The organism is Lysinibacillus sp. NPDC094177, from assembly GCF_050279145.1.
In the GTDB taxonomy this organism is placed as follows: domain Bacteria; phylum Bacillota; class Bacilli; order Bacillales_A; family Planococcaceae; genus Lysinibacillus.
On record NZ_JBNNTW010000007.1, the window covers coordinates 118,622 to 139,853 of the forward strand.

Genomic DNA, 21,232 nt, shown 5'->3' on the forward strand with positions numbered 1-21,232 from the left:
GTTTTTCTGCTTATTAAATTGTTTGATTCTAATTTTAATCGTTCTATACAATTTAATGGGATTGAATTATAATACTTAGCGATAAATGAGAATTTTATATATCTTAATCTTAGAATTTAGTATCTTTTTTTAGAATTAGAGAGAGTGTAGTTTTATAAAAAAGATTTAATCGTACACACATGGTTTAGCTTAAAATAGGTTGTCCGTTTGACTATAGTTTATCGTTTTTTGGAATAATATTAAGTTAATTAAATTGTGGGGTTAAGTTAGTTTGTTTATTTGTAATCAAGTTGAAAGAAGTGATTGGTTTGATAGGATGGTTGAAAAAATGGAGGAAAATAGATGCAACAGATAATAAATCGACAGAATAAATATTATTTTAAGGACAAACTCAAAAGACAACTTGACCAAATCTCCCATCATCCCTTAACCATCGTGGAGGCACCGTCTGGCTTTGGAAAGACTACAGCTGTAAGGGAATATTTAAAAGAGAACCTTCCCCATGGAGCCTGTGAATACTGGTACACTTGTTTGGGCGAGTCTGCTCCTATGGCATGGATGGGTATTTGCGAGTTATTTTCCAACTTGAACGGGAAAGTAGCTGATGATCTGAAAAATCTTCAGATACCCACAATGGACACTCTATTTTATATGGCCAAATATCTTGAGAATATACACTGTCAGATGAAAACCTATTTAATAATAGATAACTTTCATTTAGTTAACTGGGATATTCCCTGTGAATTGATAAGCGTCTTTTCAATGCATAAGAACCCCAATTTGCATATGATATTTATTACTCAACAGTTGGAAGCCAAGCAGCAGCTCAAAATTCATAATAATAATATTTATACTATTGATACATCTGCTTTTTTATTTGACAGGCAAGGTACCGATAGATTGTTCCGTATGGAAGGCATAAGTCTTAACGATAGTGAATTGGAAAACGTATTTTCTAGTACAGAGGGTTGGGTATCCGCTATTCGGCTACAAATGATCAACTATAAAGAAACAGGGTCATTCGAATTTACCGCAGACATAGAGGGATTGGTGGAAACCGCTATCTGGGATAGGCTTACACCAGAAGGAAAGGATTTTCTTCTTTCTGTTTCAATTATGGACAGTTTTACAACGTGTCAGGCAGCTATCATGACGGAGAAGAAAATGCTTCCTAAAAAGATTGAGGATTTGCTTAAAAACAACGATTTTATACGATATTTTCCGGATAAACAAATGTACAGCATGCATAGCATTTTGCAGTTATATCTGCGAAACCGTTTCTATAACATTCAGCCAAAGGGTTATCAAAATCAGAAAATTCGTAAAGCGGGTCAAGCCTGTGCTACCAACTCCCAATATTACTCCGCTGCTAAATTTTTTTATAAGATCAAAGATTTTGACGCTATCCTTTCTTTACCTTTCAGCCATGAACATCTGAATAAGCAAATGGAATTTATTTCGGCACTAGTTAATGAATGCCCCGAAGACACGTTATGTAAATATCCTTTTACAATGCTCGTTTTAGGTTTCCAGACACATGTTAGTGGACAGCTTGAAGCATACCAAAAACTGTGTAAAATGCTTGATTATGTAGTACAAAATGGAAATGGTTTTAACCATGATGAAATACGTGAAATAAACGGCAAATACAAACTACTAGAATCTATGAAACACTTCAATGATATTCCTAAAATGCATGGTGGCCAAATGGAGGCGTGGGAAATTTTAGGGGAACCGACTGATATGATTAAAGAAAGTATTCCAATGGTCTTTGCTACTACCTCTATTTTGAATTTATTCTGGCGTGAGTCCGGTGAATTGGAAAATGAACTACAACAGATGGATGAATTTTCACCTTTATATTATAAGTTTACCAACGGGCATGGAGCCGGCCGCCATAGTCTCATGAGGGCTGAGGCTATGCTCATGCGAGGTGAAGACACCTATGCAGAAATCCTGTGCCATAAAGCACTTTATGAGGCTCGTAGTTATCAGGAAATCAGTATCTGCATAAGTGCAGAATTAGTCCTTACCCGGATTGCCATTTTGCGAGGAGATGTGGAAGGTTACTCCACTTCAATAAAGAATATTCAAGGCTATTCGAAGAAAAATTCAAATTTATATGTATTGCGAATGGTGGAGCATGCTATGTCGATCATAAGCCTTGTGCTGGGCATTAAAGATAATGTTGCACCATGGCTTTTCGACATGGAAAGTTTAAAAAATACACAACATGCTCCTGTTATCCCCTTCGCTCAATTACTTCATTTAAGGCTCTTACTTATGGATAAACGATATAATGAGTTTTATGGAATTTGCCAGTCTGCTCTTGAAACATCTAGAAATCCGGTTGGAAATATAAAATTAATGATGCCCCAGGTGTACCAACTCATTTTTTTTGCTATTGCAAAACGAAACAATGGAGATAACACGGAAGCACAGAAACTTCTTAAAGAGGCCCTTACCTTAGCTTTGCCAGACCAAATTTACCTTCCTTTTGCACAACAGGAAGGTATGGAGGACTTCCTCTCAGAAACGATTGAAGGTAAATATAATAACAACTTCTTGGCCTTAAAAGTACTATGCAAGCGTCAGAGAAAGGGGATAAGCATCATTAAGAAAGCTATCCTTCAAGAAAAGTCACCCTTGACTCCAAGGGAAAGAGAAGTAGCTGTGCTTGCTAGGAATAGATTAAGTTCAAAGGAGATTGCTGATAAGTTGTATATATCCGTAACAACTGTCAGAACAATCCTAAGAAATGTATACAGAAAGTTAGACATTCATTCAAAAACCGAATTAGCTTCAAAGGAATTCTGAAAAAAACATTAAATACTACAATAAATACTACATAATTGAGTATGGATAAAAAAATAATCTACTGTATTCTTCAATACAGCAGATTATTTTTTTTTGCGTGAGCACATGAGAATTCATATTAGCTGTAAATATAGAATTGCTCAATAACCTTAAAAGTTCAAAGAAATAAACAAAGGAGAGAGTGAAATGTTATAGCTAACTAAAAACACAAGCGGATTGTTGGAATGAAACACGGCATCTATTAAATAGGTAAATAACACTTCTAGTTAGAATTGAAACTCTCTATTTGAGCTACGAACACCATTACAAACTGAAATGTACGTGTTGGTGGGAGTTACTGGTAAAAATTTTGGGCGGTTACTTATTGATGGGAGTATAAAAACGTTTGGAAAGATATGCGAGAGTTTGTTCGAATTGGTTCTAGGGGAGATATTCATCACAGCATTGTAGGAGAAGTAGCCAATACGGTATGCTTGCTGGAAATATGTGTACCTTGATTTAACTGAAATGACCAAAGATGGATATTACCAGGTTATTTCTGTTCCAGTAACAATTGAGAGTGCCGGCTAAATGAATAGTATTTTATTATTGGATCAAGAAAAGGCAGGATAAAAGATGGCGAAAATCTTGGTAGTTGACGATTCAGTATTTATGAGAAAAATGCTGAAGGATATTCTGACAAAAGGCGGTCATCAAATCATTGGTGAGGCTAGGAATGGTATTGAGGCCATTGAACACTATAGAAAATTAATACCCGATTTCGTTACGATGGATATTACGATGCCAGTAATGGAAGGCTTTGAAGCGCTTAAACAAATAATACAGCAAGATCCAGGTGCGAAGGTAATGATGTGTTCTTGGATGGGACAACAGGCGATGGTGGTTCAAGCGATACAGGCGGGTGCCAAAGATTTCGTCGTCAAACCGTGGGCAAATTCAAGAGGTTTCCGCAGCTTCGCAGCAAATGTCTACAAGCACAGAGCAATTGATTCATTCAACAACGTTGATTAAGAAGGCATCTATGAATATGGCATCCGGCGCAGAAAACATTTCAAGCGCTAGTGAGCAGCAGCTTGCATCAATGGAAGAGATTGAGGCGTCTTCTACCCATCTCTCACTTATGGCTGATGAACTGCTCGATATGGTCAACAAGTTCCAAGTGTAATTCAAACAGGAAGGTGGCTGTCCAGCCCTCCTTCTTTAATTTGAGCAGTCGAAATCAAGAGTATCCTAATATGGATGCCTGGTACTTTACAATTTCTTGTTTAGAACCAAACCCATTTATTTTGATCAAACTTTATTCCAAACCAACAGTAGCTCCAATGTGGATATAAAAAAGGTGGGTCAGTAAGCCCCACCTTGAATAACATATCTGTTTAGTTTTCTTGCATGGAGCAGTCTGTAAAGCTTTCTAATTGAAGCAGGCTCATAAATTATCTTCCCTATTTTTTTGATAATAATTTTTGTTGAGTATTAAGCAATTCTTTTGCCATAACAAGTAAATATTGTTGTGTTTCGGGATTAAGGTTATCAAAAATCTCAATTAATTCATTTTCATAGAGAGAAGAATTAAATATTTCACCCTTCCCAGTTCGCAACCACTCTTCATTAACGTTAAAAGTTGCACAAATTATTTTAATATGTTTATCGCTAAATGTACGTTTACCTACTTCAATCATAGCAAGAGTTGATTGTCCTAATCCTAAGTGCTGAGCAAATTCTGCTTGGTTCATCTTTAAGGCACTTCTGATTGCTTTTATTCGGGTATACAAAATACATTCACCTCATTTATATGTAATTATAATTTATCACAAATAAAGTAAATATTCAATTATCGTAATTGAAAATAAATGGTAGACAATAATTCCGTTTGTGATAATATGTGGTTATAAACATCACAAATGAAATTTGATGGGGGTGTTATTTATGAAAAATGAAATTATTATTAACGAAATAATTGGAATTATAAGACATTTATCAACGGAAAATCAACAATATTTCCTTACATTAGTGAGAATAGCAGCTGTAGCTGAAAATGCTCTTAAAAAGCATGAACATCTCGATAAAACTACACAGCAGGAGATTTCAGATAATATATAAGTAATCTCACTACGAGTACGATTTATATATCAATTTGTTCGATTGGCATAAAAGCTATTTCTTTTTACGAATAGCTTAGGTTACCAGGTTTAAATAAAGCGGTGTTATGTTTAGTGTTATTATTTTTTTGGTATATATTCACAACCTATATTTGAAGTCATAAATACAATTATTAGCAATACATTTTCTCTGCTTGCCAAATCGAACAAAATGCTTATTCTTAAAAAATGTTTTGTGAATAAAATCATAAATTATTAAATTAAGATAATTTCACTATTGGTATAGTTGGTAAGTTGGTTCGATTGATATCGTCAACACAATAAAGGAAATAAATAAGATAAACAGAAATGGATATAATTAGATAAAAATGAAAAAAATATTTGATATGTATGAAGCATTAAATGACAAAACCATCTTAGCTATTACTGATACAAAGGGACGTATTTTATATTCCAACCAGAAATATTACGATATGGCTAAATATTCAACGAAAGAACTTATTGGTAAAACTCATCGTGTAATAAATTCTGGTTACTATGATTCTTCTTTTTTCAAAACCATGTGGGATATGATTTCGCAGGAGAATACGTGGCGAGGTGAAATTTGTAATCAGGCAAAAGATGGAACTATCTATCGGGTTGATACTACAATTGTCACTTCAAAAAATGAATTAGGCGAAGTGGAGCAATATATAGCTATTCGCCATGATATTACAGAAAAAAAAATGCTAGCATTTGGATTAGAAAATAGGTTTATTTATGATTCGATTACAGGATTACCAAACAGTATGTATTTAGAGAAAATCGTAGAGCAAAAAATACAGAACAACGAGCCGTTTTATTTATTGAAAATCAATATAAATGATTTTAAAAGTTTTAATGAAAGTCTAGGTTTGGATCATGCTAATCAAGTATTGAAAAAAATTAGTGAACTGTTAAAAGTCGTTTGTAATCAAATTTTGTACTATTAACAAAAGCATATAGTAATGAATTTGTATTATTATGTCCGATTTCATAAGAAGGGATAAAATCATTTAATCACTCTTAGAAAAATATGTGATACACCTATTCTTTATTTAGATAGTGAGTATTATGTGATAGAAACAGAAGAAGGATACGAAGAAATAAAATTAATATAATGGAAAATGTGAGTGGGTAATGATAGAGAATATTATTTGCTATGAAATAAATGAAAATTTAAATTGGAGAGATTTCTGATGAGTATAGGTAAAAAATTAAATATGTCTTTTATGTTGTTTATTATTTTACTAACAGTTTCGCTATTACTTATCAAAGAAATTCGCTTTGGATTCACTGATCAGGAAGTTTATATTAATTCGATGATTTTAAATCCAATATTAGAAACAAATAAAGAACAGCTTTTAATAAGTGCTGCAGAGTTAGATAAAAATTTAATAAAATTGAAGGATTACTTAGAGACTAAAGAAATAAAGGATTGGTGGCAACAACTAAATGAATCAAACCAGTATTTCAACGATAATGGCAAACACAATTAATATCTTTGCCACCACTCGAGCACGATACGATAGAGGTACCTGAGCTTGCATTCCAGGCTTATACAGGCGAGTTTTTTGGGGAAAGCAATTTATTTATGGTTTGAAAGGGAAAGCGAACATCTATGGAGTCTTTGGTTATACAATGCGCAGAAATTAAGTGGGTATTATCTTAAGAACGAGAACTACGCTGCTGCTGTGAAGATACAAGAAAGGATTCAATCCATCTTTCCTAGTAATAAAGACAGCTATTTTTTCTTGATGAAACTTTACGATTTATTAGATTATAAGGTAGCTGTTGAAGATCAATATAGGCTATTAAAGAAGATATTCCTAGAGAAAATGACAATGGAGCTAAGTGATGAAATTGAAAGATGGTATCAAAACTGGAAGAAGAGGAGTGGTATTTCGAAAAGAGGTGAGGATGGTTATTATTAAAAAAAGTAACTTTGTGAATTAATTGAAAAAATAAACAAAAGAACGTTCTTAAGCTGAAAAAGAAATAGGGCATAGGGTACTTTGCATAGTCTTGATACAGTAAGTAAACACCAATTTTTCAGCCAGTTGATGGTATTGTGATGTTTATTGGTACGAGTTTATTATTTTTCAAAAGAGATAAATAAGGTATGCTTTAGCTCTTCACATGAGGATTGATGAAAATAGTACCTAAAGAATTAAGCCTTTAAAGATAAACACTTATGGATATGGGGGACTTACTGTCAATACGACAACTTCATAATTTTAAAACCCTTATTAGTATTGAAATATTAGAAAATATGAATCTAAGTTTATTTAAATTTCTATATAAGTCCTTTACTTTTAAAACTATGATGACTATAAAAAATACATAAGAAAAGAGGCTTCTCATGCAATTTAAAACGATACGTGCAAAAATTTTATTCGGATTTATTGTTGTTTTACTAGTTATTATCGTTCAAGGTGTATATACCACATATTCTAATATCAAAATGAGTAAAGAACTCGACGAAATTGTGAACATAGAATTCGAGCTTTCCATTATAGATCAACATTTAGCAAACTCAATGTCTGCACGAATTGGTGCTTCACGAGGCTATTTGTTAACAGGCGATCAAAAATATAAAGACAGATTCAATGACTATACACAACTTTCACTTGAAAATGAAGAGAAGGCTCAAAAAATACGGCTGTCTGATAAATTAACAGAGTTATCTGCAAGAGCAAAGGTATGGAGGGAATATGTTAAAAAGAATGTATTCTCTGTTTATGAAAGTGGAAATAAAGAGTTAGCCATTGCAAATTTAATGGGTGTGGCTGATGAAGCGAGAGAAATCCAATTAGGCTTTGAGGATCTTGCAGGCAACCGTGAGGCCACTGTTCGTAAATCTGGAGATACTATTATTACGTATAATCATACATTAAGTACAATCAATAACATTATAATTGTTACAGTGATTTTAATTGCAATAGGAATTGCTTTATATAGTGCCACTTCAATTTCTCGGCCAGTGCAACGTATTTCTGAACGTGTACAACGCATTGCAGAGGGTAATTTAAGTGATGACGCATTAACCGTTAAATCAAAAGATGAAATCGGTCAATTAACAGGTGCAACAAATATGTTAAGTGGAAAATTGCAAAGTATCTTGCGCCAAATTCAAGTAGTTTCTAATGAGGTTGCCACACATAGTGAAGAATTACTACAATCAGCTGAGGAAGTTAAAGTTGGAACAGGACAAGTAGCACTTACTATGAATGAAATTGCAGAAGGAGCAGAATCACAAGCTAATAATGCCAGTGGATTAGCAATCCAAATGGAGGATTTTGTAGCGCGTGTGCAGGAAGCGAATAATAATGGTGACTATGTACAAACACATTCAGATAATGTCTTACATTTAACTAATACAGGTCGCACATTAATGGAACAATCCACAACACAAATGTCAAAAATTGATGAAATTATCCATGAAGTCGTAATAAGAGTAGAGGGTCTTAATAATAAAACGCAATCTATCTCTGAACTTGTACTAATGATTAACAATATTGCGGATCAGACAAATTTATTAGCTCTTAATGCTGCCATTGAAGCAGCACGTGCAGGAGAACAAGGAAAAGGTTTTGCTGTTGTAGCAGATGAAGTGCGAAAATTAGCTGAACAAGTATCCCTTTCTGTTATCGATATTTCTCAAATTGTGGATCAAATTGTAGCTGAAACAAATAGTGTAACAGACGAATTAAAAATTAGTTATAAAGAGGTTCAAAATGGCACTTCACAAATTGTTGCCACGAATGAAACTTTTATGAGTATTGAATCAGCTGTTACATCAATGGGAGATAATATTGCAATCGTTTCACAAAACATGAAGCAAATTGTCAATAATTCAACTCAAATTAATAAGGCGGTAGATGAAATTGCAGCCATTTCCGAGCAATCAGCAGCTGGTGTAGAACAAACTTCAGCAACAATGCAGCAAACCTCTTCTACGATGGAGGAAGTGACAAATAGCTCCAATCTACTTGCAAAGATGGCAGAAGAATTGAATCATCATGTTCAACAATTTAAGCTTAGTTGATATACGATCCACTTCTATGTGTATTACACATATGTTGTTAGTCTAATAATCTTTAAGTTGTTGCCAATACACGTAAGTGGGGAATCTTTATATTAAATAGTAATACTGTATTAAATTTTATACAGCAGCAAACGGATTCTGATTTTGATTTAAGTTTGGATTTTTACAAATTTAAACTATTCAATTCAGCCACTAACTTAGTGAAAAATGAAATGATTAATGTTATTGGAGATTTTTTGTATAGATAAACTTGCCATATCGTACAACAACTATTTAGATATAATTAAAAAAAAGAAAATACAAGGGGTCAAATATAAATATAATAAGAAAAAACAAGATTTGGTTGATTTTTTTAATACAAACAGAAATTATGTATATCATTTTTCAAATGATAAACTTTATGAATGGATCAGTTATAGAGAGGAACAAACTAAAAATAATAATGCAAAATTTGAATTTGGTAAAGAATATAATATATATGTTTCAGACACAATTTCGTATCAAATTTTCGTGGAAGAAGTGCTTTCTTTTATGAAAAACGATTTTGAAGATTTAATTGGAGAGAATGTAGACTTTTAATTCGAAAAGGAAAGATAATTCCTATTATTCAGTTAAAAATACTACTGTTAATGGATTTGAGAGTCATACACTTAGTAAAATTAGAAATAATAAATGATAGAACAAATAAGAAAATAGCAAGAAGTCACTCCTTGGATAATCTGACCCAAGAAAGTTAGACATATTTGTTAGACAGCTTCTAATATCTGAGCTCGGTATTCCACTGGGCTCAGATATTTTAATTTTGCCTTTATACGTTTGTGATTGTAATACTCGATGTAATTTATTAGTTCTTGCTCAAACTGTTCACAGCTTTCAAACTCTTGTAGATACAGTAATTCTGATTTTTAAAATACCGAAGAAAGATTCCATTGTGGCGTTATCTAAGCAGTTGCCTTTACGAGACATACTTTGTTTAATACCGTGTTTTGGAGCGCTTTTTGCTATGGGCTCATTTGATAATGCCAACCTTGATCGGAATGGAGAATTAAGTCATCGTTAGGCTGGAAACGCTAGAATGCTTGATTCAACATATTCGATACTAATTGATAAACAGGTCGCTTCATAATTGTATAAGTAATAATTTCTCCGTTGCACAGGTCCATAATCGTTGATAAATATCGTTTTTCTCCAAATAAATGAAATTCCGTCACATCAGTTACCCATTTTTCATTCATTCGCTTTGATTTAAAATCACATTTAATTAAATTAGTCGCAATTCTGCCTGTCTGTCCTTTATACGAGCGATATTTTTTCAGTCGTACTTGGCATTTCAAAACTAGTTGATTCATTAAGCGGTTAATCGTTTTCGGATCATGAAAGAAGCCGTATTTTTCAAGTTCTTTCGCAATAAGACGATACCCATAACTACCTTTATGTTCATGATAAATCATGTGAATCGCTTGTTTTACTTTCGCATATTTATCAGACTGATTCAATCGTTTTTCCAAATAGTAATATGTGCTTCGTGGAATACCTGCGACTTTGACTAAATCAACGACCTTGTAGATTTTCTTTAGTTTAAAAATTACTTGCGCTTTGATTTTGTTTGTAATTTTTCTTGCATTTGAACTAAAGCATTCAACTGTTTTTAATAGGCATTTTCCATTTCCAGTTGTTTGATGCGTGCTTCAAGTGCCTCTACTGATCCTTTGGTTGGTGTTGATACCGTGTTTTCCTTTAAGTATACAATGTTAAAAAACACAGTACGTTTGTAGATAACATCGTAAGTCGTAGTAGTAATGGGTTCGAAATTTAAAATAGGAAGTTTACAACTTTATTATCTCTTCACAACTGCCTAAGTCAAAAAACTGACTAGTACTCAGAATTCATTGAAAAAGTAAGTTGTTAATAAAATTTTATAAATAACAATTTTCCTAAATGAGATTAATGGAAATAAATAAAGAAGAATGCCGATAAATAAGGTAATGCCTGTAATTACTAACACTATTTTGACCTTGTTGTGATCATATAACAACATCGCTAACTACTAATCGGAATAAAGTGATAATACAATGGAGGTTCTAAATGTCTATTCACGATATTATGAATTTTGAAACAAAACAAGCTATAAAAAATGCATTACTTATACAAATAGAGGAAGTGGGCTTTGAACGAGTAACAGTAAAAAATCTAGCTATTACTGCAAACATAAATCGAGGAACTTTTTATTTACATTATAAGGATAAATTTGAAGTGATGGAAGATTTGCAGCAGGAATTATTAAATGAACTAGAAAGCTATGTAAAAAACGTTCAACCACTAGAAGCCTTTCACACGGTAAAAATAGGTCAACTTTATCAGCCGTTTATAGCAGTGTTTAAATATATTAAAGAGCACGCAACAGCCTTTCGAGTTATTATAGGGGAGCAGGGGAGCCCCGCCTTTAGTAAGAGGATGAAGAAAGTTTTTAGTAATCATATATTGGACAGAATCTCTGTTATTCGAGAAGAAGGACTTGACTCAGAGTTTCAACAATATTTTGAAGCTTTTTTAACATCCGCGATTTTAGGTGTTATACAAGAATGGCTAAACAATGGAGATGAGGATTTAAACGTAGAGGAGTTAGCGATGATTCATTTTCGGTTATTGCGCTTCCTTGGTGATTTGGCATCTTTGCAGCAATGATATTTTATATTTCTAAATGTAAGAATCTGCTTGCTCCAAGAAAGCAAGCAGATTTTCACGTTATAAATACAAATCACGTTTAATAAAAATACGAATAGCTAGCATATAGCAAAGCATCCCGATTAAAAATAATGCCCCTAGCATCCAAATAGACGAGCTATCTTGAGTCATTAATTTTTCAGGTGCAAACAATGAGTAGATGGTGAAGTACTGTAGCTTTCCTAAAGCACCACCCATATTACTAAGCGCCTGAATTAAATAAAATAGGATAGGAATTCCTGTACTATACGCATAAGAGGTTCTTAAATCCTTGCTACTGCAGGATACAAAAAAACAGTAGCCACTAATGGCAAAGTGTAAGAAAAAAAGACCGATATTTAAAGTCAAAAAAGCACTTATATCCAATTCATTTGGAAATAGAATCTCTGAAAATATAACTGCAACCAAAGTTGTTATAGAGAGCAAAATAAAAATGCTAGCAATTAAAAAAAATGCTTGCGTGAAAACAATTTTAAAACGTGTATTCGGTGTCGCGATTAGGTATGCCATGGAGCCATTATCGATATAGCCCATAATTAGTTTATTTGCCAACATAATGATGAAAACTAACGGCAGAATGAGTAATAAAAATCCATACAAATAGGTTGATAGAAATTCAATTAACGTATTACCTATGTTACTCATGCCAAATGCTGACATCAATTCAGGCATTGTTTCGGTAAGTTTATTAAGAGTATTACTCATTTCAGGGTTGTACATATAAACAATACTAATGATATAGAGCATTAATACAGCGAGTATAATACTAAAAAGTTTAACAGTAGCAAGAACCTCATGTTTCAGCAAAGTAAAGTTCATGATTCATTACCTCCTCTTTCGTAATAATGCATGAATATATCTTCAAGTGATTGTGAAATTATATCGAGGTCATTAATTTTATAGTCTGCTAGTGTATGAAGTAATGTTTGGACATTACCCTGAACTTTTATAATTGCTTGAGTTGGGCCAATCTGTTCAATTTTAAGTTGCTCTCCTAAGAAACGAGACAGCTCTTGCTCGCTTTGAAATTCAATTAAAAACTTTTTAGATTTTTGTTTTTTTAAGTCAGCAATTGTTTCAGTTGCTACAATTTTCCCAGCATTAATTATCGCTACACGGTCACAAGTTTTTTCAATTTCTTCAATCATATGAGAGGACATGAATATGGTCGTTCCTTTTTCTTTTTCAGCTAAAATAAAATCTATAAACTTTGTTTGGATAAGAGGATCTAAGCCACTTGTCGGTTCATCTAGAATGACTATCTCTGGATTATGCATAAATGCGCAAATGAGACCAACTTTTTGCTTCATACCCTTTGACATTTTCTTAATAAGCCCAGTGGCATTTAACTCAAAGTATTGCATGAGATCATTAGCTCTTGTTAAATCATGTAACCCTCGCATTTGGGCAATAAATTTGATAAATTGTAGTCCAGTCATTTTATCGATAAATGCAATTTCCCCAGGTAAATATCCTACAAATTTTTGAATTTCAGCCGTAGATTGTCGACAATCCAACCCTTTTATAAAACACTGTCCTTCTGTGGGCTGTAAGAAACCCATTAAATGACGTATTGTTGTAGATTTACCAGCACCATTTGGACCTAAAAATCCAAACACTTCACCTTTTTCGATTTGTAGGTCCACATTCTGTACGCTATAAAAATCCCCAAACATTTTAGTTAAATTATTGACCTCGATCATTGGCATACAATTCACCCCTTCGACTGTTCTTAATAATGATTATAAGACTAATTTTCAAAAAATAAATTACAATAAAAAAGAACATGAATGGCTTCTTTAAAAAGACTCATTCATGTTCTTTGGTTAGTGATTATAACTTTAGTAGTATCAGCTTGAAGATATTTATTCTCCATAATAATTATTCAGTGCTACTTCTAAACGTTCCTCTAGGTGCTTCGAAATATAGCTCAACACAAATTGCTCCTTTTCCATCTCAATTTGAGAGGAACGGAAAGTTTTTCTGAAAAAGCCTGCCTTATTTTCCACCGCAAATTGCTGTAATGCTTCTGTTCGTAATGTCGACACTATTTCATTTTCAATATGACGCTCACGAATTTTTTGAACAATATCCTTTACGCTACGCTCTTGCAGTTCTGAAATTTGTTTTTGTAGATTTTCATTTTCGTGTTTAAGTTCAGCTGTTTCTTTTTGAATTTCTTCTACTTGAAGATTTGATTCTGAGGATACTAATTGAATTTTTTGTGCGAGAAAATCTTGATTTATCGTTACTTGTAATACTCCATGTTCTTCGTTTGGGAAAATATTGAAAAGTCCTGTTTGTATCATTTGCTGAAGAACATTCCCAAGAACATCAACTTTATTAACTAAATCATCAGTACCCATAGTTGTTGCAGTTATTTGATGTTTGATGAGCTGACCGTTGTCATCTATCCCTAGTAAAAGTTTTAAACCTTTAACGCGGTATTCATCTTTTAATAGTAAAATCATGCGAAGTCTTAATATGGCAGGAAGGTTCAAGCGAATATTGGTGTTTGGGCTATTCGTAGCATTATCAAAAATGTACTGTTCAAATGGTTTAATGTAATAGCGAAGCATCGCATCCGTTATTTCAAACCAGCCTGCGACTTCTGAAGTAGAATAATAATTTGCTACCTCAATATGTGCTAAATATCCGTCATTATAAAGTATTTCCTCTAAAGACGAGTTTTGTATTACCACGAACAATGGGTCATGTTGCACAATTTCGAGTACCATTTCTTTTGTATCAGTTAGTTTAAGCATCCTTTCACACCCCACTTTATTTTTCCGTTCAGTATTAAATGTTCTCTATATAGGTTTCTATTCTACTGGAAGCAATTGTATGACTATTTTGTGTAGGAAATAATTATTAGAACCAATGACATGCAAACCTTTTCTGACTCTTAAGAAAAATTTAAGAAATCTCCTCGGAAATCTTTAAGGAATGCTCTTTATAGTAAAAGTATACAAATAATCATTGATCGGGGAGAAAATATATGCAATTTATAACGTTCCTTGCTGAATTTATAAAACATCCAAAAACTATAGGTGCGATTTCACCGAGTTCTAAAAAATTAGCAGAAAAAATGGTCGAAACAATTTGTTTTGAAAATGCCCAATGCATTGTTGAACTAGGCCCAGGTACAGGTTCATTTACGAAAGAATTAATGAAAAGAAAAGAGCAGTCAACAAAGTTAATTCTTATTGAAAATAATGAGATTTTTTGTGAAAAGCTACGTAAACAATTTGAACAAGAGCCGAATGTAATCGTTATACATGGATCTGCTGAGAATTTATGCATGTATATGTCAGCGTTGAATATCGAAAAAATTGACTATGTCGTATCTGGATTACCTTTTACCTCTCTGAATCCTGCCATCTCCTCATGTATTTTACGAAATGTAAGGGATTGCTTAAAGGACGGAAAATTTATTACATTCCAATATTCACTTGTAAGGAAATCCTTTATCCAAAAATATTTTGAGGATATTTCACATGAAAAAGTGTGGATTAACATTCCACCTGCCTATGTGCTAAGTTGCAAACTTGGAAATGTGAGGGCTAGTTAATGGGGTTACAGGATCTTTTATCATATATCGAGCAATACGGTTATTTTGCTTTATTTTTCAGCTTATGGTTAGGAATCGTAGGTATGCCTCTTCCTGATGAGCTGATCGTTATGAGTGGCGGCTTTATGTCTTCGTTAGAGAAAATGAGTGTGTTAAAAGCTTTTGTCATAACTTATCTTGGTGCAGTTTCAGGACTTTCCTTAGGATTTATCCTTGGTAAAGTGTTTGGCCATAAAATACTTGATAAATTGGTGAAAAAGAACAAGGCTAAGTATTTATTAAAGTCAAAAGAACTAATAGATAGATATGGTCATTTTGCTTTAGTTATAAGCTATTTCATACCAATAGTGAGACATATACTTCCGTACTTAGTAGGTATGAACAACATGTCGTTTAAAAAATACGCTTTGTATTACTACTCAGCAGGCTTTGTTTGGACATTGATTTACTTTACACTTGGTTTATTTTTCGGAAAAAATATGGAGTACATTTCCACACTTGCTACAAGATATGGTATATATTTTGGCGTTTTCGTCGGAATTGTAGGATGTTTCTATTATTTTATATATACGAAAAATAAAAAAATAGTTAAAATTAGGAACTATAATTATTGATAGGAAGTATATTGCAGGAATAGGTTGATTTTAGTGGAGACTGGACGCCACCTAACCGGAAAATCAACCCTACGTTATGGTATTGATTAATATACCTGATACATTAATATAATTTGAAATTGGTGGGATTAGATGAGTAAAGAAACGATACTTATAGTTGATGATGAAAAAGAGATTAGAAATCTTATTGCAATTTATTTAAAAAATGAAGGCTATGATGTTCTAGAAGCTAGCGATGGAGAGGAAGGCCTAACTCTATTAAAAAAGCATCAAGTACATTTAATTGTCCTAGATATTATGATGCCGAATGTGGATGGCATTGAAATGTGTATGAAGGTAAGGGAAATAGCTGAGATGCCAATTATCATGCTGTCAGCAAAATCTCAGGATATGGATAAAATCGTTGGATTATCATTAGGGGCAGATGACTATGTAACAAAGCCATTTAATCCATTAGAGCTAATTGCGCGTATAAAATCTCAGCTTCGTAGATATATTAAAATGAATCGTTTAGATAGAATGAACGAAAATGAGATAGAAATTGGTGATATGCGAATCAATACAGACACACATGAAGTAATCGTCAACAATGAAAAAGTGAAGCTTACGCCAAGGGAGTTTTCAATTCTTGAATTATTTGCAAGAAATCAAGGCATTGTGATGAGTGCTGAGCAAATTTATGAAAAGGTTTGGAAGGAAGAGGCTATACAGTCTGAAAACACGGTAATGGTACATATACGAAAAATTAGAGAAAGAATTGAGACAAATCCAAGAAATCCTCAATATATTAAAACAGTATGGGGAGTAGGTTATAAAATTGAGAAAGATCATTAAGCCATTCAAATACTTACTAAGCAAAATTAAAATACTTATAATGAGTGCTATAACAAAGGTTAGGGAAAGCATAAGAATCCAACTTTTAACAACTTTTATTCTTTGTGCATTTCTCGGTTTACTTGTTGTACGAGCTACTCTGCCACTTTTGGGGAATATCAATGAAACAGTTACTATTGACTATAGTTCAGGTATGCAACAAATAAATTTTCAAGCTCAGCGTGCGGCAGATTTGGCTGTCAGCGAAAATAGTGTCGAAGCTTTACAGCAAATGATTGAAGATGAAAATGTAAAGATGAAAATGAAACAGAGTGCGTTGAAAGTGTTAGTTACCGATGAGCACGGGAAGGTTTTGTATAAAACAAAGCAAGCTGAAGAAGAACAAATTGATTTACACAATAAGATTCGTAATGTAATGGATTTTGCAATCAACCATCCACTCTATAATTATAATATTCCGGCAGTCGAGAATTCGCGGCAAGAATTTGTTGCCTTTTATCCAATAACTATAGAAGATAAAAATTTATATTTGTTTGTCAGTGGTATTCCAGAAGGTTCAGTTATTACATATACAACTGAGGGTCCTATTCCTGTATTAATAGGAATTGCTTTTTTTACTTTTTCATTCTTTTATATAACAAAACGAAAGATGAAACAAATTGAGGCGCTGGCGCAGGGGGTAAAGGAAATCGCAAAAGGAGATTTAAGCTATCGAATTGAGAAAAAGGGAATAGATGAAATAGCTTTATTAACTGAGAATGTTAATCACATGGCCGAAGCAATCATGACCAATATAGAGATAGAACGAAGGATTGAAAAACAAAAAAATGAATTAATTACTAATGTTTCGCATGACCTACGAACACCACTTACTTCGATTATGGGCTATTTACGATTGTTAAGAGATGAGAGGTACGACACAAAGGAGCAATATGATGAGTATTTAAAGATTGCTTTCTCAAAATCCGAACAGTTAAAAAACCTAATTGATGATTTATTTGAATATACGAAGCTAACGAACGAAAGTATTATCCTTGGGCAACAAGATGTATGTATTAATGAACTGCTCGATCAGTTAATCGAGGAGTTAATTCCGCAAGCGGAGGAAAACCATCGTACATTCAATAAAAATTTCTCGGAGGAGCGGATCTTTGCTACAGTAGATTCTGAAAAAATTGTCAGGGTTTTTGATAATTTATTAATGAATGCAATTAAATATAGTACAGGTGATGGCGAGATTTTTGTTTCTCTTGAAAGAAAAGAAGGTAATGTTCAAATCTGTGTCGCAAATGAAAGTAATGAATTTACTTCTGAAGAGTTAACGAGCTTATTTGATCGTTTTTATAAAAAAGATCCATCTAGAACAAGTGTAGCGGAAGGTTCAGGACTTGGACTTGCTATTGCTAAAAGCATTGTAGAACTACATAGTGGTAAAATTGACGCGAAGTATACGGATGGAATGTTGCAGTTTATCATCGAACTGCCTGTTACAGCTTTATAAAAAAAGTAGCATTAGAGTAATGCTACCTTTTTTTATGGGCGAATTAAATGCTCAATAGTGAGAATATGATTGGCATTAGAGCAGGGGAGGCTCTTTTGTAAGTGCATTAAAATATTTTTGTCCTTAATAATAATTTGAATTTCTGTATAGCTATATTGTTTTTGGACTTCTTGAACATATTCTGTAATTTTCAATAAATGATGTGGGTCTTTTATTTCTACTTCTACAAAAAAGGGCAGCGTTAATTGATGCAAACTTAAGCAACCACGACGAATCCAAATCGCCTCATTGACGTAATAACGGATAGGTAATTGACGATTACTTGCGATAAATAAGTCCATTTATTTCTCCTTTTTTATATCTTGATGTTTATAGTGATGGATGGAACTATCAAAAAGATGGATAGCCCTCTTTAAATCGAAGAATATTTGTACGCATCAATCGTCTCTAGAAAATATTTTAGCGCAGGTGATTGTACTTCGTCATTACGATAAATAAACCAAGTTGGGATTTGAGCTTGCTTTGTTGCTAGTATGTGCAGCGACAGTGATTGAGTATCCATATATTTTTGAGCGATTGCACGTGGCAGTAATGTTACACCTAGCCCAGCAGCAACGCAGCCAATGATTCCATCGAGGGTGCCAAATTCCATACGCTTTTGTGGTTGCACACCGTCTTCACGTAACCAATGCTCCCAAATAGCTCTATATGAGCAGCCATGAGGAAAAGTAATAAATGTGCTGTCCTCTAAATCTCGTTGGCTATCAATTCGTTTATGCTTGCTAGATGTGATGACAACAAGCTCCTCACAAACAAATTCCTTCGCAAGGATATTTTCTTTATAAACGGGTCCATTTACAAATGCACCATCTAATTCATAGTTTTCTAGCCGTGCGATATTTTGTTGAGATGGACTCGTCAATATAGTGATATCCACCTGATCATAGGCTTTATGGAAAGTAGTTAACAGGGTAGGTAAGTGCAGTGCCGCAGTCGTTTCCATTGAACCAATTCGTAAAAGTCCTCTATTTTCCTCTGTATCCTGAAGTATTTCAAAGGATTTTTCATAGAGATATAGCATTTTTAATACCATTTCATAAAACTGTTCTCCTTTTGGTGTCAATCGGATACCTCGATGTCCTCGATAAAAAAAGGTTGTTTGATACATGGCCTCAAGATTTTGTATTTTCATAGAGATGTTGGATTGGGTGTAATTAAGCTCTACAGCAGCCTTGGAGAAGCTACCTGTTTGTACGACTGTCCGAAAAATTAAGAGATCATTAATATTCATATATTCCCTCCAGCCATCAAATTATTTGATATCTATTATAACGAATTCGTGCTATTTGTGATATCTGAATTTTCGTTATAGTGAGATGGAGGGGAGGGGAAATATGCACAAGCATACAGTTCATTATTTAGTAGGAGGTATTTTTTCAATAGTCATTGCTATGAGTATTGGGCGTTTTTCATATACGGTTATCTTGCCGTATATGCAAGATACTTTTGACTTTAGTCATGCCACAGCAGGTTTTCTAGCGACAAGTAATTATTTTGGATATTTAGTAGGGGCATTGGTGGCTGGTCGTTTACAAATTGGGGAAAAACGTATTCCTTTTTTACAATTAGCACTCGTTATTAGCGTTTTGACGACGGCTTTGATGGGCTTTACTGCTACTGTTATCGCATGGTATGTACTTCGTTTTATTTCTGGCGTTATGAGTGCATTGATCTTTGTAGTTACTGCTAGCCTTGTACTCGATCAGTTAGCTGGGAATGATAAAGCGCATTTATCTGGGCTTTTTTATAGTGGGGTAGGTGCAGGAATTGCCCTAAGTGCGGTTATTGTGTCGCCCATACATGCAATGTTTGATTGGAATGGAACGTGGATTGCTTTGGCGTTGTTTTGTGCCGTATTGCTTGTATTAATCGTAATGTTCATAAAGCCGGTTGCTCAACATCCACAACAGAAACTAAGTCAAACAGTAGCGTCACCAAAAGTCCCACCTACGACATGGATGAAGTGGCTAATTTTGGCTTATAGCTTAGAGGGCCTTGGTTATATTGTCACGGGAACATTTATCGTGTCAATCGCAGAAGAATCAACAAGCTTTCATGGTGATGCTACCTTTGTATGGTTTGTTGTCGGGATTGCAGCGATTCCATCCTGCATTGTTTGGTCTACGCTGGCACAGAGATACGGTTACGTGAGAACATTATTGATTTCCATGTTAGTTCAAGGGCTAGGAATTGTTTTACCAGCGTTTACGACTAATACAATGACACTTTATATAAGTGCCTTTATTTTTGGAGCAACATTTATGGGAATTACTACTGTAGCTACAACATTAGCAAGACAAATATTGCCTGTGAACAGTCACAAAATATTAGGTTACCTAACTGCTGGTTATGCTTTGGGACAAATGTTAGGACCTTCACTTGCAGGAACATTAGCCAATTATACGAATAGCTATCAGTATGCCTTATTTGGAGCAACAGCTGTTGTAGTGGTTGGAGCTATATGTCTAATTAGTGGATTAAAATATGAAAAAGTGAAAGTCGGAGAGCTGGATACCATAAGTGAATAATAAAAAAAGTCAAGTTAATTGCAGTACACTTTATCAATACGCAATAAAAATACCTCTTTTCGGTAAAAGAGGTATTTTTATATAGAGATTATAAGAACCCATTATGCAAGTTTATTAAAGAATTTCTTTTTTAATTACGTCAATAACTGGTGATATTGTAGCTGTTGGGGAAACGAAGGCGCCTGTTTTGGTAACCGAAGTTTTTCGAGAAGAGTTAGAAGAGACAGGAAAACAATATAAAAAAATTATAAAGCTTGTAGAAAAAGCACCACAACGTGAACTACACACTATTTAATAACCATCTTAAATGCAAGGCTAGCTTAAGCTAGCTTTTACCCACTTAAGTGGGTTTTTTATTTTTAAAAGTTTAGAAAAGATTAGCAAAGTTTTCTATATATTTTTGAAAGGCAAGCAACGG

At 33.7% G+C, this 21,232-nt stretch carries 22 protein-coding genes and 1 pseudogene; 16 read left to right on the top strand and 7 right to left on the bottom strand.

Features of this window, described 5'->3' with window-relative positions; translation table 11 throughout:
- The first annotated feature begins 342 nt into the window (after positions 1 to 342).
- The 3 genes from ACQKNC_RS13455 to ACQKNC_RS13465 all read left to right on the top strand — a co-directional run bounded on the left by ACQKNC_RS13455 (position 343) and on the right by ACQKNC_RS13465 (position 3,982).
- Positions 343 to 2,817 (top strand): LuxR C-terminal-related transcriptional regulator, encoded by a 2,475-nt coding sequence (locus ACQKNC_RS13455; RefSeq protein WP_427425339.1) that lies wholly within the window; start codon positions 343 to 345, stop codon positions 2,815 to 2,817.
- A gap of 615 nt (positions 2,818 to 3,432) precedes the next feature.
- Positions 3,433 to 3,828 carry a response regulator gene (locus tag ACQKNC_RS13460; protein WP_427425340.1) on the top strand — a complete coding sequence of 132 codons (396 nt, stop codon included), beginning with the start codon at positions 3,433 to 3,435 and terminating at the stop codon, positions 3,826 to 3,828.
- 10 nt (positions 3,829 to 3,838) lie between these two features.
- On the top strand, positions 3,839 to 3,982 hold the full coding sequence (locus ACQKNC_RS13465) for a hypothetical protein (protein ID WP_427425341.1): 144 nt from the start codon (positions 3,839 to 3,841) through the stop codon (positions 3,980 to 3,982).
- A 277-nt stretch (positions 3,983 to 4,259) separates the two neighbouring features.
- Here the strand turns inward: ACQKNC_RS13465 and ACQKNC_RS13470 are convergent, their stop codons facing one another.
- Positions 4,260 to 4,589 carry a helix-turn-helix domain-containing protein gene (locus tag ACQKNC_RS13470; RefSeq protein ID WP_427425342.1) on the bottom strand — a complete coding sequence of 110 codons (330 nt, stop codon included), beginning with the start codon at positions 4,587 to 4,589 and terminating at the stop codon, positions 4,260 to 4,262.
- 154 nt (positions 4,590 to 4,743) lie between these two features.
- On the opposite strand from ACQKNC_RS13470, the gene ACQKNC_RS13475 reads away from it, so the two are divergent.
- From ACQKNC_RS13475 to ACQKNC_RS13500, 6 genes are all read left to right on the top strand, one after another.
- The gene (locus ACQKNC_RS13475) at positions 4,744 to 4,917 is read left to right on the top strand and encodes a hypothetical protein (protein WP_427425343.1); all 174 of its coding nucleotides are present in this window, start codon (positions 4,744 to 4,746) and stop codon (positions 4,915 to 4,917) included.
- A 367-nt stretch (positions 4,918 to 5,284) separates the two neighbouring features.
- The gene (locus tag ACQKNC_RS13480; protein WP_427425344.1) at positions 5,285 to 5,887 is read left to right on the top strand and encodes a sensor domain-containing diguanylate cyclase; all 603 of its coding nucleotides are present in this window, start codon (positions 5,285 to 5,287) and stop codon (positions 5,885 to 5,887) included.
- Positions 5,888 to 6,133: 246 nt separating this feature from the next.
- Entirely contained in the window at positions 6,134 to 6,433 is a 300-nt protein-coding gene (locus ACQKNC_RS13485; RefSeq protein ID WP_427425345.1) for a hypothetical protein, read from the top strand.
- 75 nt (positions 6,434 to 6,508) lie between these two features.
- Positions 6,509 to 6,868 carry a bacterial transcriptional activator domain-containing protein gene (locus ACQKNC_RS13490; RefSeq protein WP_427425346.1) on the top strand — a complete coding sequence of 120 codons (360 nt, stop codon included), beginning with the start codon at positions 6,509 to 6,511 and terminating at the stop codon, positions 6,866 to 6,868.
- A gap of 428 nt (positions 6,869 to 7,296) precedes the next feature.
- Positions 7,297 to 8,982, top strand: a complete 1,686-nt coding sequence (locus tag ACQKNC_RS13495; RefSeq protein ID WP_427425347.1) for a methyl-accepting chemotaxis protein — start codon at positions 7,297 to 7,299, stop codon at positions 8,980 to 8,982.
- A gap of 219 nt (positions 8,983 to 9,201) precedes the next feature.
- Complete coding sequence (locus ACQKNC_RS13500; protein ID WP_427425348.1) at positions 9,202 to 9,561, top strand: hypothetical protein; 360 nt, start codon at positions 9,202 to 9,204, stop codon at positions 9,559 to 9,561.
- Positions 9,562 to 9,728: 167 nt separating this feature from the next.
- Here the strand turns inward: ACQKNC_RS13500 and ACQKNC_RS13505 are convergent.
- Positions 9,729 to 10,726, bottom strand: a pseudogene (locus ACQKNC_RS13505) (IS3 family transposase); the annotation flags it as partial.
- Positions 10,727 to 11,067: 341 nt separating this feature from the next.
- Here ACQKNC_RS13505 and ACQKNC_RS13510 point away from each other — a divergent pair.
- The gene (locus ACQKNC_RS13510; RefSeq protein ID WP_427425349.1) at positions 11,068 to 11,667 is read left to right on the top strand and encodes a TetR/AcrR family transcriptional regulator C-terminal domain-containing protein; all 600 of its coding nucleotides are present in this window, start codon (positions 11,068 to 11,070) and stop codon (positions 11,665 to 11,667) included.
- Positions 11,668 to 11,727: 60 nt separating this feature from the next.
- Here the strand turns inward: ACQKNC_RS13510 and ACQKNC_RS13515 are convergent, their stop codons facing one another.
- The 3 genes from ACQKNC_RS13515 to ACQKNC_RS13525 all read right to left on the bottom strand — a co-directional run bounded on the left by ACQKNC_RS13515 (position 11,728) and on the right by ACQKNC_RS13525 (position 14,471).
- Positions 11,728 to 12,525 (bottom strand): ABC transporter permease, encoded by a 798-nt coding sequence (locus ACQKNC_RS13515; RefSeq protein ID WP_427425350.1) that lies wholly within the window; start codon positions 12,523 to 12,525, stop codon positions 11,728 to 11,730.
- Complete coding sequence (locus ACQKNC_RS13520; protein ID WP_427425439.1) at positions 12,522 to 13,409, bottom strand: ATP-binding cassette domain-containing protein; 888 nt, start codon at positions 13,407 to 13,409, stop codon at positions 12,522 to 12,524. Before ACQKNC_RS13520 ends, ACQKNC_RS13515 begins: the two co-directional genes overlap by 4 nt.
- 162 nt (positions 13,410 to 13,571) lie before the next feature.
- On the bottom strand, positions 13,572 to 14,471 hold the full coding sequence (locus tag ACQKNC_RS13525; RefSeq protein ID WP_427425351.1) for a hypothetical protein: 900 nt from the start codon (positions 14,469 to 14,471) through the stop codon (positions 13,572 to 13,574).
- Between the two features lie 233 nt (positions 14,472 to 14,704).
- Between ACQKNC_RS13525 and ACQKNC_RS13530 the strand changes: the two genes are divergently transcribed.
- The 4 genes from ACQKNC_RS13530 (at position 14,705) to ACQKNC_RS13545 (ending at position 18,226) form a co-directional block, all read left to right on the top strand.
- Entirely contained in the window at positions 14,705 to 15,277 is a 573-nt protein-coding gene (locus ACQKNC_RS13530; protein WP_427425352.1) for a class I SAM-dependent methyltransferase, read from the top strand.
- Positions 15,277 to 15,891 carry a DedA family protein gene (locus tag ACQKNC_RS13535; RefSeq protein ID WP_427425353.1) on the top strand — a complete coding sequence of 205 codons (615 nt, stop codon included), beginning with the start codon at positions 15,277 to 15,279 and terminating at the stop codon, positions 15,889 to 15,891. Before ACQKNC_RS13530 ends, ACQKNC_RS13535 begins: the two co-directional genes overlap by 1 nt.
- Before the next feature lie 132 nt (positions 15,892 to 16,023).
- Positions 16,024 to 16,725 (top strand): response regulator transcription factor, encoded by a 702-nt coding sequence (locus ACQKNC_RS13540; RefSeq protein WP_427425354.1) that lies wholly within the window; start codon positions 16,024 to 16,026, stop codon positions 16,723 to 16,725.
- The gene (locus ACQKNC_RS13545; RefSeq protein ID WP_427425355.1) at positions 16,709 to 18,226 is read left to right on the top strand and encodes a HAMP domain-containing sensor histidine kinase; all 1,518 of its coding nucleotides are present in this window, start codon (positions 16,709 to 16,711) and stop codon (positions 18,224 to 18,226) included. Before ACQKNC_RS13540 ends, ACQKNC_RS13545 begins: the two co-directional genes overlap by 17 nt.
- Positions 18,227 to 18,258: 32 nt before the next feature.
- Here ACQKNC_RS13545 and ACQKNC_RS13550 read toward each other — a convergent pair whose 3' ends face one another.
- Positions 18,259 to 18,567, bottom strand: a complete 309-nt coding sequence (locus ACQKNC_RS13550) for a hypothetical protein (RefSeq protein WP_427425356.1) — start codon at positions 18,565 to 18,567, stop codon at positions 18,259 to 18,261.
- A 71-nt stretch (positions 18,568 to 18,638) separates the two neighbouring features.
- The gene (locus ACQKNC_RS13555; protein WP_427425357.1) at positions 18,639 to 19,517 is read right to left on the bottom strand and encodes a LysR family transcriptional regulator; all 879 of its coding nucleotides are present in this window, start codon (positions 19,515 to 19,517) and stop codon (positions 18,639 to 18,641) included.
- Between the two features lie 103 nt (positions 19,518 to 19,620).
- Between ACQKNC_RS13555 and ACQKNC_RS13560 the strand changes: the two genes are divergently transcribed.
- A complete protein-coding gene (locus tag ACQKNC_RS13560; protein WP_427425358.1) occupies positions 19,621 to 20,814 on the top strand; it encodes a YbfB/YjiJ family MFS transporter in 1,194 nt (397 codons plus the stop codon).
- A 154-nt stretch (positions 20,815 to 20,968) separates the two neighbouring features.
- Positions 20,969 to 21,109 carry a DUF5839 family protein gene (locus ACQKNC_RS13565; RefSeq protein ID WP_427425440.1) on the top strand — a complete coding sequence of 47 codons (141 nt, stop codon included), beginning with the start codon at positions 20,969 to 20,971 and terminating at the stop codon, positions 21,107 to 21,109.
- Positions 21,110 to 21,232: the final 123 nt, after the last annotated feature.

What these genes read in the sequence shown, in the direction of transcription:
- ACQKNC_RS13555 (WP_427425357.1), bottom strand. Translation starts at nt 19,517, where the DNA reads ATGAATATTAATGATCTCTTAATTTTTCGGACAGTCGTACAAACAGGT.
- ACQKNC_RS13535 (WP_427425353.1), top strand. Translation starts at nt 15,277, where the DNA reads ATGGGGTTACAGGATCTTTTATCATATATCGAGCAATACGGTTATTTT.
- ACQKNC_RS13525 (WP_427425351.1), bottom strand. Translation starts at nt 14,471, where the DNA reads ATGCTTAAACTAACTGATACAAAAGAAATGGTACTCGAAATTGTGCAA.
- ACQKNC_RS13550 (WP_427425356.1), bottom strand. Translation starts at nt 18,567, where the DNA reads ATGGACTTATTTATCGCAAGTAATCGTCAATTACCTATCCGTTATTAC.
- ACQKNC_RS13455 (WP_427425339.1), top strand. Translation starts at nt 343, where the DNA reads ATGCAACAGATAATAAATCGACAGAATAAATATTATTTTAAGGACAAA.
- ACQKNC_RS13500 (WP_427425348.1), top strand. Translation starts at nt 9,202, where the DNA reads ATGTTATTGGAGATTTTTTGTATAGATAAACTTGCCATATCGTACAAC.
- ACQKNC_RS13510 (WP_427425349.1), top strand. Translation starts at nt 11,068, where the DNA reads ATGTCTATTCACGATATTATGAATTTTGAAACAAAACAAGCTATAAAA.
- ACQKNC_RS13475 (WP_427425343.1), top strand. Translation starts at nt 4,744, where the DNA reads ATGAAAAATGAAATTATTATTAACGAAATAATTGGAATTATAAGACAT.
- ACQKNC_RS13495 (WP_427425347.1), top strand. Translation starts at nt 7,297, where the DNA reads ATGCAATTTAAAACGATACGTGCAAAAATTTTATTCGGATTTATTGTT.
- ACQKNC_RS13485 (WP_427425345.1), top strand. Translation starts at nt 6,134, where the DNA reads ATGAGTATAGGTAAAAAATTAAATATGTCTTTTATGTTGTTTATTATT.
- ACQKNC_RS13540 (WP_427425354.1), top strand. Translation starts at nt 16,024, where the DNA reads ATGAGTAAAGAAACGATACTTATAGTTGATGATGAAAAAGAGATTAGA.
- ACQKNC_RS13460 (WP_427425340.1), top strand. Translation starts at nt 3,433, where the DNA reads ATGGCGAAAATCTTGGTAGTTGACGATTCAGTATTTATGAGAAAAATG.
- ACQKNC_RS13520 (WP_427425439.1), bottom strand. Translation starts at nt 13,409, where the DNA reads ATGATCGAGGTCAATAATTTAACTAAAATGTTTGGGGATTTTTATAGC.
- ACQKNC_RS13480 (WP_427425344.1), top strand. Translation starts at nt 5,285, where the DNA reads ATGAAAAAAATATTTGATATGTATGAAGCATTAAATGACAAAACCATC.
- ACQKNC_RS13560 (WP_427425358.1), top strand. Translation starts at nt 19,621, where the DNA reads ATGCACAAGCATACAGTTCATTATTTAGTAGGAGGTATTTTTTCAATA.
- ACQKNC_RS13515 (WP_427425350.1), bottom strand. Translation starts at nt 12,525, where the DNA reads ATGAACTTTACTTTGCTGAAACATGAGGTTCTTGCTACTGTTAAACTT.
- ACQKNC_RS13465 (WP_427425341.1), top strand. Translation starts at nt 3,839, where the DNA reads ATGAATATGGCATCCGGCGCAGAAAACATTTCAAGCGCTAGTGAGCAG.
- ACQKNC_RS13530 (WP_427425352.1), top strand. Translation starts at nt 14,705, where the DNA reads ATGCAATTTATAACGTTCCTTGCTGAATTTATAAAACATCCAAAAACT.